Source organism: Weizmannia sp. FSL W8-1119 (genome assembly GCF_038008605.1).
Taxonomy (GTDB): Bacteria; Bacillota; Bacilli; order Bacillales; family Bacillaceae_C; genus Weizmannia; species Weizmannia coagulans.
The window spans coordinates 219770-233222 of the sequence record NZ_JBBOZL010000001.1; the positions used below are offsets into that span (position 1 = coordinate 219770).

Consider the following 13453-nt stretch of genomic DNA (forward strand, 5'->3'; position numbering starts at 1 on the left):
TTGTCAGCCGAAAAGAAACGCATGTACATAATCATATGTATTTTTCGCCAGCAGCAAAAATGTGACGGCAATGAACAGGGCGCGCACATAGCTGCTCCCCTTTTTAATCGCAAACCGCGAGCCGATGATGGAACCGGCGATTTGCCCGAGGCCCATCGGAATCCCATAGGCATAATGGACCTGCCCTAAAAAGATAAACATAAGGAGGGCCGAAATATTGCTGCCAAAATTTAAAAACTTCGCGTTCCCGGCTGCTTTTAAAAAGTCAAACCCGATCATGAGGTAGGCAAACATTAAAAAGGAACCGGTGCCCGGGCCGAGAAATCCGTCGTAAAAACCGATCAGAAAAATGAGCGCTGTAAACAAAATCAGCCGGCTGGCGGATAACTTTTTATACGCCATGATTTTTCCCCAGTCTTTCTTCGTCACCGTATAGATGCCGACTGCGGCAAGCATGATCAGCATCAATGGTTTTAATACATCCGGATCAATCAGATGGACGGTGTACGCGCCGAGCATCGAACCGAAAAACGTGAGCGGAAACATTTTATAAATGGAAGATAGATCCAGTTTTCCGGAACGGTAAAATACAAATGTGCTTGTAAATGATCCCATTGTTCCCGCAAGTTTGTTGGTGGCAACCGCTGCAGACGGCGAAAGCCCGGTAAACAGCAGGGCAGGCAGGGCAATCAGGCCGCCCCCGCCGACAACAGAATCAATAAAAGCTGCACAAAACCCAAAACCGACCAACAGTGCCAACATGGATGGATCAAGCCCGAATATCATTAAATCAGCCTTCCTTTTTTATCACTGTTGTTATCGTAGCGAAAAATTTAAAAATTGTAAATATCTTTCCACCCCGGGCATGTGCAAATTTTGCCAATGGATGGAATAAGGGGGCTTCCATGTTGCCTCACGATTATGCTGTCCGCATCAACAGAAAAATAAAATACGGTGCGCCGAGGATTGAAATGACAATCCCGACCGGCAGTTCCATTGAAGGCATCACGACTCTCCCGACTGTATCGGCCAGCAGCAAAATGTTTGCGCCAATCAGCGCCGTTAAAGGCAGGGAAAATTCATGCTTTGTCCCCATGATCCCGCGGGCAATGTGGGGCGCGATCAGGCCGAGAAACGTAATGCCGCCCCCGACCGCTACACAGCACCCGGCCAGCCCGACCGCGGTCCCGAGAAGTTTCAGCCTTTCTTTTTCAAGCGGCACCCCGAGCCCTGTGATTACCGGCTCATCCAGGCGCATAATATTCAAGTAACGGGCTTTGTATACCGCAAATGGAAGCAGAACAACCATCCAGGCCAAAGTGACAAGGACATAATCCCAGTTTGTCGCCCAAATGCTTCCAGATATCCAGGTCAGCGTTTTTGTGAAATCCTGGGGGTCCATTTTCATTTGCAGGACTGTTGTTGCCGCATTAAAAGCCGCATTTAAACCAATCCCTGTCAGGACAAGACGAGCGGGCGCCACGCTTCCGCCTTTTTTGGCAAGCAAATAGACAAGGACCGCCGAAAAAAAGGCGCCGGTTAATGCAAAAAACGGCATGACAAAAACAGAAACTACCCCGGAAAGAAAGGCCGTGCCTTTAAAAAAGAATGTATATAATACTACGGAAAAGCTTGCCCCTGCATTCACGCCGATTATGCCGGGATCTGCAAGCGGGTTTCTGGAAATGCTCTGGAGAATGCCGCCTGAAACGGCAATTCCGGCGCCAATTAGCATCGCGAGCACGATCCGGGGCAGACGGAATTCAAACAGGGTCATCCGCTGGTTGCCAACATCACTGCCGAAAAAGGCAGACCATATTTGCGGGAACGGAATATTCATTGTGCCTGTCCGGATGCTGGCAAAAAAGAGGACGGCCAGCAAAACAAGCAGGACAGCGCAAAGCATGCTGAATTTCCGTTTGCCGGTTGAAAGGTTTCCCACTATAATCCGCCCCCTTCTTTTCGTGCCAAATAGAGAAAGAACGGGACGCCGATGATTGCAGTCACTGCGCCTACCGGTGTTTCAAAAGGGGCGTTGATCATTTTTGCGGCATCATCGGCAATGATCAACAAAAGGGCGCCGAGAATCGCCGAACAAGGGATGATCAGGCTGTAATCCGACCCGACAAGGAAGCGGGTAATGTGCGGGATGACCAATCCGACAAACCCGATCATCCCGGCAATGGATACGGCCGCCCCTGTCAGCAAAAGAACTGCCACAATGCCTGCTATATAAACAAATACCGTGTTCTGGCCGAGCCCTTTTGCGATTTCTTCCCCGAGGCTTAAAATGGTGACGGCGCGCGAGATGGCAACGGCGATGATGATGCCAGCAATGATGGCCGGAATGACATATTTGAGCTGGCTGGATTGCACACCGCTCACGCCGCCTGCATACCAGTAGCTCAAATCTTTTGATATGTTGAAACGAAGCCCGATCGCCGTAGATAAGGCGCTAAGCAGAGAAGCAACAGCCGATCCGGCAAGCGCCAGCTTCACAGTGGTGTTCCCGCCCCTGGATAAAGCTGTGATTGAAAAAACGAGTGCCGCCCCCAAACCGGCTCCGGCAAAAGATACGAAAACCAGGCTCCGGTAAGAAATGCCCGGAAAAAAAGCATAGGCAACCGCCATGAGAAAAAGGGATCCCGAAGTTACCCCCAAAATAGACGGGGATGCGAGCGGATTTCGCGTCATTCCCTGCATGACCGAACCGGAAACAGCCAGCCCGGCACCGACGCACAGAGCGGCAATGGCACGCGGCAGCCGCAATTCATGGATAATGACATGGGCCGGGTTGTTTGCATCATAAAAAAACAAACTTTTCCATACCGTTGTATAGTTGATATTCGATGCACCCAATTGAATGGAACCTGCGACGGCAAGAATGATAAAAATCCATCCGAAGCCGAGGATAAAATAAGCCAGTCGTTTTTTATACGGTTGATCCTGCCCGCGGTGTGCCGCTTTACTTGTGTGCGGTTTTGCCATCCCAGACTTCCTTCCTTCTCTTTCGATACGGTTAAAAAATTTTTTGTTCAAAAAGAAAAAAGATTGACAGAATGAAAAAATTTCGCTTTAATTGATGTTGATAATCATTATCATTTATCTGTCTACAATATTTTATCATAATGCCAGGGGGATGAAAATGTCTTACAATCTAAAATTAAAAAAGATTTTCCAAATATGCGGGATTGTCTTTCTGTCCGTTGCCCTCGCTGCCTGCGGGAACGGCCAGGCCGGAAATGGGAACGGAAACAAGCCTGCCGGCGGGGCGAAAACCCGGACGGTAACAGACGCAGTGGGGCATCAAGTAAAAGTGCCGGCCCATCCGAAACGCGTCATTGCGACTTATTTGGAAGACCATCTTGTTGCGCTCGGGGTGAAGCCTGTCGCACAATGGAGTGTCAGCAACGGCATTCAGGAATATTTGCAGGACGATTTACTGAAAGGGGTGCCGGCGATTTCTTACGACCTGCCCTATGAACAAGTGCAAAAATTCAAGCCGGATTTAATCCTGATTGATGATGCCGGCATGGTGGAAGGCGGGAAGTATGAACAATACAGCAAAATCGCTCCAACCTTTGTCGTGAGCAAAAAGCAAAACAGTGACTGGAGAAAAGAACTGCTTACTGTCGGGAAAGTGTTGAACAAAGAAGCAAAGGCAAAACAAGTGCTCGCAGATTATGAAAAGACAGCCAAGAAAGCAAAAGAACAACTGGCGAAAAACGGAAAATCTCCTTCTGCCGCTGCAATCTGGCTTGTGAACAATAAATTTTTTATCGTATCGAAAAATGTATCAAGCGGGGACGTCCTGTACAATGATTTGGGCTTGAAGGTGCCGGCTGTTGTAAATGAAATCTCTGCAAAAGCAACCAGTAACTGGAATGCCATCTCGCTTGAAAAATTAACCGAGCTGGATGCAGACTATATTTTCCTGATTAACAGCGATAAAACCCGCGCAACAGGGCTGGATAATGCATTATGGAAAAGCATTCCTGCCGTCAAGAAACACCATGTGGCTGAGTTTTCCGCTGATACCGGCTGGCTTTACTCCGGCGCGATTGCAAACAGAGAGATGATCCAGGATGTGTTAAAAACGATCAAATAATTATTTTCACGGCCTGCCGTCCATGTTGCATGGACGGCTTTGGCTGCGGGAAGAACATATGGATGTTTCCAAACCCGGCATCATGCGGATACGGGGGAAGAACACCCTTATTCCAACTGGAAAGGCCCAAAAAAGGAGAGCCTTTCCTCCGAAAAACAAAAGTACAGGAAGGGCAGCAGGAAATGCTTAAATTGCGGAAAAACCTGGAGATTGCCGGTGAAAAATCGATTTGACACCTATTTGAAAACCTTATAGAATGAAATTGATATTAAGAATCATTTTCATTTAATGCCAGATTCATAGGAGGAACTGAGATGCCAAAGCTTTGTGCAGAAAATTTAAAAGTTGCCTATGGAGATCATGAAATTATTAAAAACTTAAATTTAAATATACCAGCCGGAAAAATGACGGCGATCATCGGCCCGAACGGATGCGGCAAATCCACTTTGCTGAAGGCATTGGCGCGCATTCTCTTTCCGAAAAACGGGTCCGTTTATTTGGATGGAAAAGAACTGGCAAGACAATCAACAAAGAAAATTGCGCAAAAGCTTGCGATTTTGCCCCAGTCTCCGAGTGTGCCGGAAGGACTGACGGTTTCGGAACTTGTATCTTATGGCAGGTACCCGCACCAAAAAAGGTTTGGAAAGCTGAATCGTGAAGATTGGAAAGCCATTCACCGGGCCCTTGAAATGACCGGGACGGAAGAATTGAAAGACCGCCCTGTGGATGCGCTTTCGGGCGGGCAACGGCAGCGGGTCTGGATTGCGCTCGCACTTGCGCAGGATACCGAAATGATTTTACTGGATGAGCCGACAACCTATCTGGACCTGTCCCATCAGCTGGAAGTGCTGGAACTCTTGCAGGAGCTGAACAGAATGGAGCACCGCACGATCGTGATGGTGCTGCACGATTTAAACCAGGCCGCCCGTTTTGCGGACCATATCGTTGCCATGAAAGATGGCGAAATCCTTTACGAGGGCAGCCCCGAAGCTGTGGTGACAGCGGAAATGATGCGGGAATGTTTCGGATTGGATGCCCAAATTGCGCTTGATCCGAGGTGCAAAAAACCGGTTTGCCTTTCCTATGATTTGATTAAACCGTATAAAGAAGTACGCGCACAAATGGCGTAGCCACTTTTTTTATGAGCGGGATTGGAGGATCTTGGCATTGGACCATGAAATCTACGATGTAACCATTATTGGCGGCGGGCCGATTGGCTTGTTTACGGCGTTTTACAGCGGCATGCGGAAATTAAAGACGAAAGTGCTGGAGTCTAGCGGCCAGCTGGGCGGAAAAATCTCGATGTTTTATCCGGAAAAAACATTGCGGGATATTGGCGGGATCCGGAAAATAACAGGCGGGGATCTTGTGAAGGAACTGATCCGGCAGGCGGAAACTTTTTCGCCAACGATCCTTTTTCATCAGCATGTATCCGGTTTAAAGCGGCGCCCGGACGGCATTTTGATGTTAAGCACGGAAAACGGCGGCCTTCACCTGACAAAAACGGTTATCCTCACCGTCGGGGCGGGCATTTTCAAACCGATTAAGCTTGATATTCCGGGGGCAGAGCGCTATGAATCCGGCAATCTCCATTATGCCGTCGACGACTTGAATCGCTTCCGCAACAAGCGGGTGCTGATTTCCGGCGGCGGGAATGCGGCAGTTGACTGGGCAAACGAACTGGCCGCGATCGCCGAAAGCATTACGATCGTCCACAGGCGGGAAGCATTCAGCGGGCATGAATCCGATGTGTCCGAAATGGTGAAAAATGCACGCCTTTTTATCCCTTACTGCATCTCAGCCCTGCACGGGACTGGCAACAGGATCGAACGCGTTGCGGTGAAACACGCCGGGACGGGCGAAGAAATATGGCTTGAAGCCGATGAAGTTGTCGTGAACCACGGCATTCAGGGCGATTATGGCGGCATTTTAAACTGGGGCCTTAAAATGAAAGACGAGCGGATCGAGGTCAATGGCGCGATGGAAACGAATATACCCGGGATCTTCGCGGCAGGGGATGCGGCAACCTACCCGCACAAATTAAAATTGATTGCCGGGGGGTTTGCGGAAGGCCCGGTTGCTTTAAACAGCGCCGTCCGCTATATGTGCCCGGATGCAGAACCGATGGCCATGTATTCTACGCACCACGAAGATTTTGTAGATAAAAACGGCCGCGAAAAAGAACCACAGGCACGCTAAAAGCTAATAAGGGCGTTGAGATGTGTCTCAGCGTCTTTTTTGTGTGCACTGAAAAGCAGCAAAATGCGCATCCGCTCCTTTCTGTCCGCACATGGCGGTAACTGGACAGGAAAGGCGGATATATGGCCCGCCATCTATTTTTTAAATTCGCACTGCACGACTAAAAGGGTTGCGTAAGATCGTATCTCTTTTTTGTGTTTTTTCAGGTCTTCAAAAACAGGTAGCGAAGGGGTCACGGCAGATTCATCTTTTGTTAAACCAATGGCACCCAAAAACTTTTTGCCGTTTATTGATTCTTCGCCGGCAACGCCGCTGAAGGAAAACGGGTTGATGTTTTTATCCCCTGCCCCCCTTTCCCCTGCCCCCATGTTTTGATGGACGAATTTCTGCACGTCTTTATTGATTTCTGGATGAAATGGAAAAAGAAAGGGTATCCTATTTTTGGAAAAGAAACAGAACGGGGTGGAAAGGTGAAACGCATCATTATTATACTGCTCAGTTCCGCCATGATATTGCTGCTGGCCGGGCCTATGGTCTATTTTATTTTTAAGCATGATACGTTGCGCTGGGGGATTGCGGCCGGCGGGATTGTGTTAAGTGCGCTGCCGCTCGGCCTATTATTTTTAAAACATAACTGGATCAATACGCCCTCGATTATTGGCTGGTATATTTTCGTGATTTGCTCCATCTGCCTCGGTTCACTCGCCGGATTTTACGGGCGTTTTGCATGGTGGGATACGTCCGTTCACTTTTATAAGGGCATTTTTACAGCTTGTATCGGTGTTACGCTGTATAAAATACTGGTTCCGGAGGCGGCAAGGCGGGGCATGTCGCGCTTGATTCCCGCATTGTTTGCCCTCGGGCTTGCGATAACAGGAAGCGTTCTTTGGGAAATGTATGAATTTATCGGGGATGTGATTGCCTCCCATACGATGCAGCGCGGCGGCAATACCGATACAATGGTGGACTTATTGGCCGGATTTTTTGGCGGGATGCTGATCGCGATATATACTGGATTCAGGAAACAAAATGTATAAGAAGAAGGAAAGTGTGAATATGGACCGGAAAATTGTGTTTGGAATCAGCTTGGTTTATGTACTGTGGATGGCTGTTTTGTGCGCCATGCAATATACGGCCGGCTCGTCTTGGAAGGCTGCGGTCGCGCTTGGCGGGGTGATCTGCGGCGCAATTCCGCTTATCCTTTCGTGGATTCCGCGCCTCCGGTTCCACCTGCCCCTTGTTATTTCTTATTTTCTTTTTTTAACCGGCTCCCAATATTTCGGATCGATCCGCGGCTGGTACGGCTTAGGTTGGTGGGACACCTTTTTGCATTTTGTGAGCGGCGTCCTTCTCGGATTTGCTGCTATCGCACTTTATGAACGGCTGGTGCACCGGGATGCGGGCAAGGGGGTCTCCGCCTGGTTTGTATTTTTGTTTGTGCTTGGGTTTGCCGCGCTTGGCGGCGTGCTGTGGGAGATCTATGAATTCTCGGGCGATCAATTCTTTGGCACCACTTTGCAGGGCGGCGGGAACAAGGATACCATGACCGATTTAATTGCAGATGTGCTCGGCGGCCTGGTTGTGGCAACGGGTTCCGGGATACGGACGAAACGGAAGTAAGAAACAAAAACCAAAAAATTTTACCCCACCGGAAGGCTTTTGGTGTATAATTCAACAATGGGCGAGTACGGAAGCATTCGAATCTTTGTTGAAAGTGAGTGATCCCAGTGGGACGCAAATGGAATAATATAAAAGATAAAAAAGCAGCAAGGGATGCCAATACGAGCCGCATTTATGCGAAATTCGGCCGCGAAATCTATGTTGCTGCGAAACAGGGTGTGCCGGATCCGGTGGCAAACAGCGCATTAAAAATGGTGCTCGAGCGCGCCAAAACATACAGCGTGCCAAAAGCGATCATTGACCGCGCGATTGAAAAAGCAAAAGGCGGCGCCGATGAAAACTATGACGAGCTGCGTTACGAAGGCTTCGGCCCGGGCGGCTCGATGATCATTGTCGATACGTTGACGAACAATGTCAACCGGACCGCATCCGAAGTGCGCGCCGCTTTCGGGAAAAACGGCGGCAATATGGGGGTGAGCGGTTCAGTAGCGTATATGTTTGATAAAACGGCAGTTTTTGGCATTGAAGGGAAAACAGCAGATGAAGTGCTGGAGCTTTTGCTTGAGGCTGATATTGACGTCCGCGATGTCTTTGAAGAAGACGGCGCCGTCATTGTCTACGCGGAGCCGGACCAGTTTCACGCGGTTCAGGAAGCTTTTGAAAATGCCGGCATTACGGAATTTACCGTTGCTGAATTGACAATGTTGCCGCAAAACGAAGTCACATTGCCGGATGAGGACCGGGAGAAATTCGAAAAACTGATTGATGTGCTGGAGGATTTGGAAGATGTCCAGCAAGTTTACCATAATGTCAATTTTGGCGATTAAGATGGACGGCGGGGCAATCCCGCCTTTTTCGTATAAGCCAATTTCTTTGAAAGCAAGGCTGAGCACATTTTCCGGCAAACACGTGAATTTTGTCACATACAGAACCCGTATCAATAGACGCAAGAAAACTGAACCGGTATAATAATACAATTCATTGTACATAATAGAGGGGATATTCTGTGAGCGAACATCCGAATATACATGTGGGCGGTCTTCAATTTGAATGGGAATTGGACAAAGGCAGATTCATTTTTGAAGGGGAAGATGCAGTCCTTTTCTGGATTCCGACTGCGATGCGCGATCTGTTTACTAAAATTGAAGAAATATCCGGGGAAGAAGCATCCAATGTTGTCTTTGAGACAGCGGGTTTCCGCCAAGGATTGCTCGTTGCCGATTATTTTAATAAAATCAAAGATTTCGATGTGAAAAAGGCGTCTGAACTCATTACCACTACTTACGCATCAGCGGGCTGGGGACGAGCCGTGATGAAAGACATGGACTTTGATCAGAAGACATTGACGATTGAGCTGAAAGACAGCTGGGAGCATAAAATCAATGCGGCCCAGGGGAAGAAAACGGGCAGCAATTTTCTGCCTGCCCACTATGCTGGTATTTTTACCGGGTTGCTCCATACAAATATATGGTATAAAGTCGTCCGGTATCAGATCGAAGGCCATGACTCCACGATCATTGAGTATTTCCCATCGGATATCACGGTGTCACATAATATTCACCAGCTGGCGCGGAAAAAGGAAGCCGAGCAGATCATTCAGCTGGAGGCGCTCGTCGAAGATAAGACGCGGGAACTGAAAGAGCTCGTCAAGCAGCTGTCATCACCGATTATTCCGATTTTGGACGGCATTGTCGTCGTGCCGTTAATCGGGAAATATGACGATGAACGTGCCGAAGAACTGATAGAAAAAACGTTGAAAAATTTGCCGCAGTACAAAGCAAAGTATTTGGTGCTTGATTTAACGGCGCTCGATGTGGAAGACGATCCGCACAGCATCCAGTTTATTGAAAATATCGGAAAGGCATCTTCCTTAATTGGCACGCAGACGATCCTTGTCGGTATATCGCCGTCCATGAGCATGACAATTTCTTCTTCCGGGCTTGATTTTAGCCAGTTTGACTGCTTCCAGACGTTGCAGCACAGCATCCACTATGCGCTCGGACAATTGGGGAGGAAAATACTCTGATTGGCAAGGCCCGCCAATCATCTGTTTCAAAAAGCGGGGAAATGGTTCCCCACTTTTTGTATTTTCGGGCTTGTTGAACAATTTTGGTTTACATTTGGCTTCTGTTTCTTTGCACGTTTTATAAAGTTCGGCGAGTGATCAGCGTCCTTTTTGTTATTCAGCAACCCTCTTTCATACCGGAAAAAGGGCAACTCCCGTTATTTCTACATATACTGGCGAAATTCGGCTTATTTTTTTCTTGAAATTTTCAAATGATTGTTTATACTTAAATTAGGGCTTGCTGAACGAATCAAATTTGGTCAGATACAAGCCAAATTCCGATTATCAAAATATAAAATAGTGTTATGTAAAAATTTCAAAAAAAGAACCCTGAGCTTGCGCTCCAGATTCAGTATGAGGAATTGAAGGGCTACTACTGTTTCGCTGGTCTCCTGAAGGCGTGCTCGAATAAGGCCCAGCCCATACTTGCGCTTGCCTTCGCCAAATTTGCCTTCAACGGCATTACGTTCAGAGGCATCCTGCCTTGCGACGCGTTCCAAGGTTTTGTCTTCCGTTCTGGATGGGCGTCCTAACCTTGGCCCACTCAGACGAATGCCAAGAGATTTGCAGTATGCCAGATTATTACGGTTTCGGTAAATTTTATCTGCCAAGATCGCTTCCGGATAAAATCCGAACCGGTTGTAGTAGTTTTCAACAGATTCCTTGAGAGTGGTCCCTTCATTGTAATTTTCCCAGTCGAGGTGCTCAATCAAGGCATAACCATCTACGACACTGATGGCGACTTTTGAACCGAACTCCACGTTCGCTTTTGCCTTGCCGCGCACAATTGGACGGACATGTGGCTGGGAAATGCTTACAATCCGGTGGTCAACCCGGTGTGTTTTCTTTTTGTACATTTCTGCCTGTTGGCGGTAAAGTTCATGAATCACGAGAAGTTGCCTGTATTCATCTTTGCTTAAAAGAGACAGAGAGCTTTGGGAAACAAGATTTTTAATGATCTCCAGATCTCGTTTCACATATCCGAGCTGTTTGCCTACAGCTTTCCGGATTTTCCGGGCGCCAGCTTTACGTTGCTTAGCGACAGAAAGATAGTCCTTGCGGGCTCTTTTTCTGTAGGTCCGTGGCTTACGTAATTTCCCTTTGTGTGGTTCATGCAGGACATCAATGATATGTTCCAATTTCTCACGGGCTTCGTTCAACAACCCGAGGTCTGTAGGGTAAGCAATATCAGCCGGTGCACAGGTTGCGTCCAAAATGAGCTTTCCTCTGTTCTTCGTTTTGGGAGAAGCCGATTCAGTTGAATGCTTTTCTGAATCGGAACCGGAAGGCTGAAGATCGCCACGATCATGATCATGATCATTACGATCTTCATCATCATGATCGTCATCGTCGTGATCCTGATCATCATTGTTGTCGTTTTCCTTAGATGCTTCTTCCAATTGGCGTTTTTGTTCTTCCAGAACGATCCATTCATTCAGTTCGTTGATGATATTTGCGCCCAAACGTTTTCTAAAACGAGTCATCAGAGAATGGTCGAATGGGGCTTTTTCCTGGAATTCAGGCAAGCCGATAAAATACTGAAGATACGGGTTTTCTGTGATCTGTTCGACTGTTTCCCGGTCAGACAGCCCAAGCCGTTCTTTGATATAAAGAGCCCCAAGAGCGATTCTGACAGAATAAGCCTTTTCGCCTTTGAATTTCTTCTTGAAGGACTTGGCATACTTTTCTTCGGCCATCAAAAATCGGTGGGGTAGGAAATATCAGCCAGTGCACAAGTTGCATCTAGAATCAGTTCTCCTCAATTTTCTTTTGTATCGGAAACATTGTTATCTGTTTGGGCCTTATTAACAGAAGAGTCGTTACCATCATTATTGTCTTGATTGTTATTTTGATTCTGCTCCCTCTATTCTCTATACGTGTAGTATATAATATTCATGATAAATACCCAATGTAATAAATATTTATAACTACAAGATATAGTCGTAAATTATAAAAAAAAGACGGTAATTCATCTCCCCATTAAATTACGGAGGATAATGACCGCTTTACCTAAATGCCCTTGAGAACCTTTTCCTTGTTTTTTTAAATGTCACAGAACTAGTTTTATATTGTTGGTTTTCCTGGTTGTCTTGGGAATACAAAATAGGAAAGGGAAATAAGTAAATCAATGATTAAAACAAGCGACCAAATCCCCAGTACTTGAATAAGCGCCTTTGTCCGTTCATAGTCATTAATAAAATAGTAAATAATTCCAATTAAACTTGCCCCAATTAAGTACGAAAGAAGATGACGCCCCCAGCTTTTCAAATTCTGTTTGGCAAATTGTAATCCATATAATTTAACCGGTTTTGGTCCGGTTTTTGTGATATAGTACTGAAAATGCTCATCAGCCCAACGAATCATGCTTTTTCCAAATCCAACAGAAATACCAATATAGATAGCTGCGAGTGCATGAGCTTTTGTTGCCGGCGTCCCGCTATAAAGGTCGAAAGTTGCAGCAATTATCAAGATCAGGTCTACAACAGGTGTTAGTGCCAAAAAGATGAAACCCAGCTTCTCCTTCTTCAATAAATAACGGAAACTCAACCCAAGTAAAATAAAAGCCCAAAAGCCGATTTCACAAGCAATTATTAACCAAATTATCCAATTCATTTCCATCACCTTTTTTTACAAAATAAGAATCAAAATACAGGGAAAAATTTTGATAACGATTTTTCCCAAACACCAGGCATCACCGTTTTTTAATACAAATGTGCTAAATAAATCATAACAAACATTTTTATTTAATACAAGTGTATTATTTAAATTTTTATGGTAAACTGATAGTATGCCAAAAATTGTTGATCATGATAATAGAAAAAAAGCAATTGCTGAAGCGACTTGGCAAGTTATTTTAGAGCAAGGAATGAAAGGGGCGACAGTACGAAATATTGCTAGGAAAGCGGGGCTATCATTAGGCGCTCTTAGACACTATTTCTCCACCCAAGAAGAATTGTTAATTTACGCGATGGATATGGTGAAAGAGAGAGTGGCTGAACGGGTTGAAAAAATTGCTTTAAAAAACTTGCCGCCAAAGGAAATGATTTTACAGATGCTTTTGGAAATTGTTCCGACAAATGAAACGACAAGAGCTGAAATGGAGGTTTGGCTTGAATTTGTATTATATTTCCGCAATAAAGGAAACAGGGAAAGCCAAAATGATGGGATTTTGGAGGGGATTCAAAAGCTGTTGGATTCACTGGATCGGGCGCAATTTCTAAAAAAAGAGATCGACAAAGATTTGGAAACGGAGAGATTGTGTGCATTAATTGACGGATTGGCTATTCACGCCATCTTGAACCCAACAAGACTGACAAAAGAGCGGATTATCTCGATATTGGCTCATCATATCGACGAAATTTGTCATTTTTAATTTTCGGTACATTTAAGGGGTTAGAAAACACACCCCTTTTCATTCGCGGTGTCTCTCTTCTATATTTTGATTCATTTTCAAGTATAAT

The 13453-nt window shown here is 46.3% G+C and carries 14 protein-coding genes; 8 read left to right on the forward strand and 6 right to left on the reverse strand.

The window, feature by feature from the left end:
• Positions 1–3: 3 nt before the first annotated feature.
• From NSQ19_RS01180 to NSQ19_RS01190, 3 genes are all read right to left on the reverse strand, one after another.
• Positions 4–786, reverse strand: a complete 783-nt coding sequence (locus tag NSQ19_RS01180; RefSeq protein ID WP_017554321.1) for a TSUP family transporter — start codon at positions 784–786, stop codon at positions 4–6.
• 133 nt (positions 787–919) lie between these two features.
• On the reverse strand, positions 920–1942 hold the full coding sequence (locus NSQ19_RS01185; protein ID WP_340702195.1) for a FecCD family ABC transporter permease: 1023 nt from the start codon (positions 1940–1942) through the stop codon (positions 920–922).
• A complete protein-coding gene (locus tag NSQ19_RS01190; RefSeq protein WP_061574565.1) occupies positions 1942–2988 on the reverse strand; it encodes a FecCD family ABC transporter permease in 1047 nt (348 codons plus the stop codon). The genes NSQ19_RS01185 and NSQ19_RS01190 overlap by 1 nt, the downstream gene beginning before the upstream one ends.
• Positions 2989–3145: 157 nt before the next feature.
• On the opposite strand from NSQ19_RS01190, the gene NSQ19_RS01195 reads away from it, so the two are divergent.
• From NSQ19_RS01195 to NSQ19_RS01205, 3 genes are all read left to right on the forward strand, one after another.
• Positions 3146–4108 carry an ABC transporter substrate-binding protein gene (locus NSQ19_RS01195; protein WP_340702196.1) on the forward strand — a complete coding sequence of 321 codons (963 nt, stop codon included), beginning with the start codon at positions 3146–3148 and terminating at the stop codon, positions 4106–4108.
• A gap of 314 nt (positions 4109–4422) precedes the next feature.
• Complete coding sequence (locus tag NSQ19_RS01200; protein WP_014096376.1) at positions 4423–5238, forward strand: ABC transporter ATP-binding protein; 816 nt, start codon at positions 4423–4425, stop codon at positions 5236–5238.
• 31 nt (positions 5239–5269) lie between these two features.
• Complete coding sequence (locus NSQ19_RS01205; protein WP_340702197.1) at positions 5270–6307, forward strand: NAD(P)/FAD-dependent oxidoreductase; 1038 nt, start codon at positions 5270–5272, stop codon at positions 6305–6307.
• A 134-nt stretch (positions 6308–6441) separates the two neighbouring features.
• On the opposite strand, the gene NSQ19_RS01210 is transcribed toward NSQ19_RS01205, so the two are convergent.
• Positions 6442–6699: a hypothetical protein gene (locus NSQ19_RS01210; protein WP_340702198.1), complete on the reverse strand. Its 258-nt coding sequence runs from the start codon at positions 6697–6699 to the stop codon at positions 6442–6444.
• Between the two features lie 78 nt (positions 6700–6777).
• Here NSQ19_RS01210 and NSQ19_RS01215 point away from each other — a divergent pair, with 78 nt between their 5' ends.
• From NSQ19_RS01215 to NSQ19_RS01230, 4 genes are all read left to right on the forward strand, one after another.
• Complete coding sequence (locus NSQ19_RS01215; protein WP_340702199.1) at positions 6778–7344, forward strand: membrane-spanning protein; 567 nt, start codon at positions 6778–6780, stop codon at positions 7342–7344.
• 19 nt (positions 7345–7363) lie between these two features.
• Entirely contained in the window at positions 7364–7927 is a 564-nt protein-coding gene (locus NSQ19_RS01220) for a hypothetical protein (protein WP_445798022.1), read from the forward strand.
• Between the two features lie 107 nt (positions 7928–8034).
• The gene (locus tag NSQ19_RS01225; protein ID WP_029142573.1) at positions 8035–8754 is read left to right on the forward strand and encodes a YebC/PmpR family DNA-binding transcriptional regulator; all 720 of its coding nucleotides are present in this window, start codon (positions 8035–8037) and stop codon (positions 8752–8754) included.
• Positions 8755–8933: 179 nt separating this feature from the next.
• Positions 8934–9953 carry an STAS domain-containing protein gene (locus tag NSQ19_RS01230; RefSeq protein WP_340702201.1) on the forward strand — a complete coding sequence of 340 codons (1020 nt, stop codon included), beginning with the start codon at positions 8934–8936 and terminating at the stop codon, positions 9951–9953.
• Between the two features lie 299 nt (positions 9954–10252).
• Here NSQ19_RS01230 and NSQ19_RS01235 read toward each other — a convergent pair whose 3' ends face one another.
• Complete coding sequence (locus tag NSQ19_RS01235; protein ID WP_445798023.1) at positions 10253–11689, reverse strand: IS5 family transposase; 1437 nt, start codon at positions 11687–11689, stop codon at positions 10253–10255.
• Between the two features lie 367 nt (positions 11690–12056).
• On the reverse strand, positions 12057–12605 hold the full coding sequence (locus NSQ19_RS01240; protein ID WP_327077299.1) for a hypothetical protein: 549 nt from the start codon (positions 12603–12605) through the stop codon (positions 12057–12059).
• A 175-nt stretch (positions 12606–12780) separates the two neighbouring features.
• On the opposite strand from NSQ19_RS01240, the gene NSQ19_RS01245 reads away from it, so the two are divergent.
• The gene (locus tag NSQ19_RS01245) at positions 12781–13365 is read left to right on the forward strand and encodes a TetR/AcrR family transcriptional regulator (RefSeq protein ID WP_327077300.1); all 585 of its coding nucleotides are present in this window, start codon (positions 12781–12783) and stop codon (positions 13363–13365) included.
• The last annotated feature ends 88 nt before the right edge of the window (positions 13366–13453 follow it).

Excerpts from the sequence above, each read along its gene's own strand:
- NSQ19_RS01180 (WP_017554321.1), bottom strand. The coding sequence starts at position 786 with ATGATATTCGGGCTTGATCCATCCATGTTGGCACTGTTGGTCGGTTTT.
- NSQ19_RS01190 (WP_061574565.1), bottom strand. The coding sequence starts at position 2,988 with ATGGCAAAACCGCACACAAGTAAAGCGGCACACCGCGGGCAGGATCAA.
- NSQ19_RS01195 (WP_340702196.1), top strand. The coding sequence starts at position 3,146 with ATGTCTTACAATCTAAAATTAAAAAAGATTTTCCAAATATGCGGGATT.
- NSQ19_RS01200 (WP_014096376.1), top strand. The coding sequence starts at position 4,423 with ATGCCAAAGCTTTGTGCAGAAAATTTAAAAGTTGCCTATGGAGATCAT.
- NSQ19_RS01220 (WP_445798022.1), top strand. The coding sequence starts at position 7,364 with ATGGACCGGAAAATTGTGTTTGGAATCAGCTTGGTTTATGTACTGTGG.
- NSQ19_RS01235 (WP_445798023.1), bottom strand. The coding sequence starts at position 11,689 with ATGGCCGAAGAAAAGTATGCCAAGTCCTTCAAGAAGAAATTCAAAGGC.
- NSQ19_RS01240 (WP_327077299.1), bottom strand. The coding sequence starts at position 12,605 with ATGAATTGGATAATTTGGTTAATAATTGCTTGTGAAATCGGCTTTTGG.
- NSQ19_RS01245 (WP_327077300.1), top strand. The coding sequence starts at position 12,781 with ATGCCAAAAATTGTTGATCATGATAATAGAAAAAAAGCAATTGCTGAA.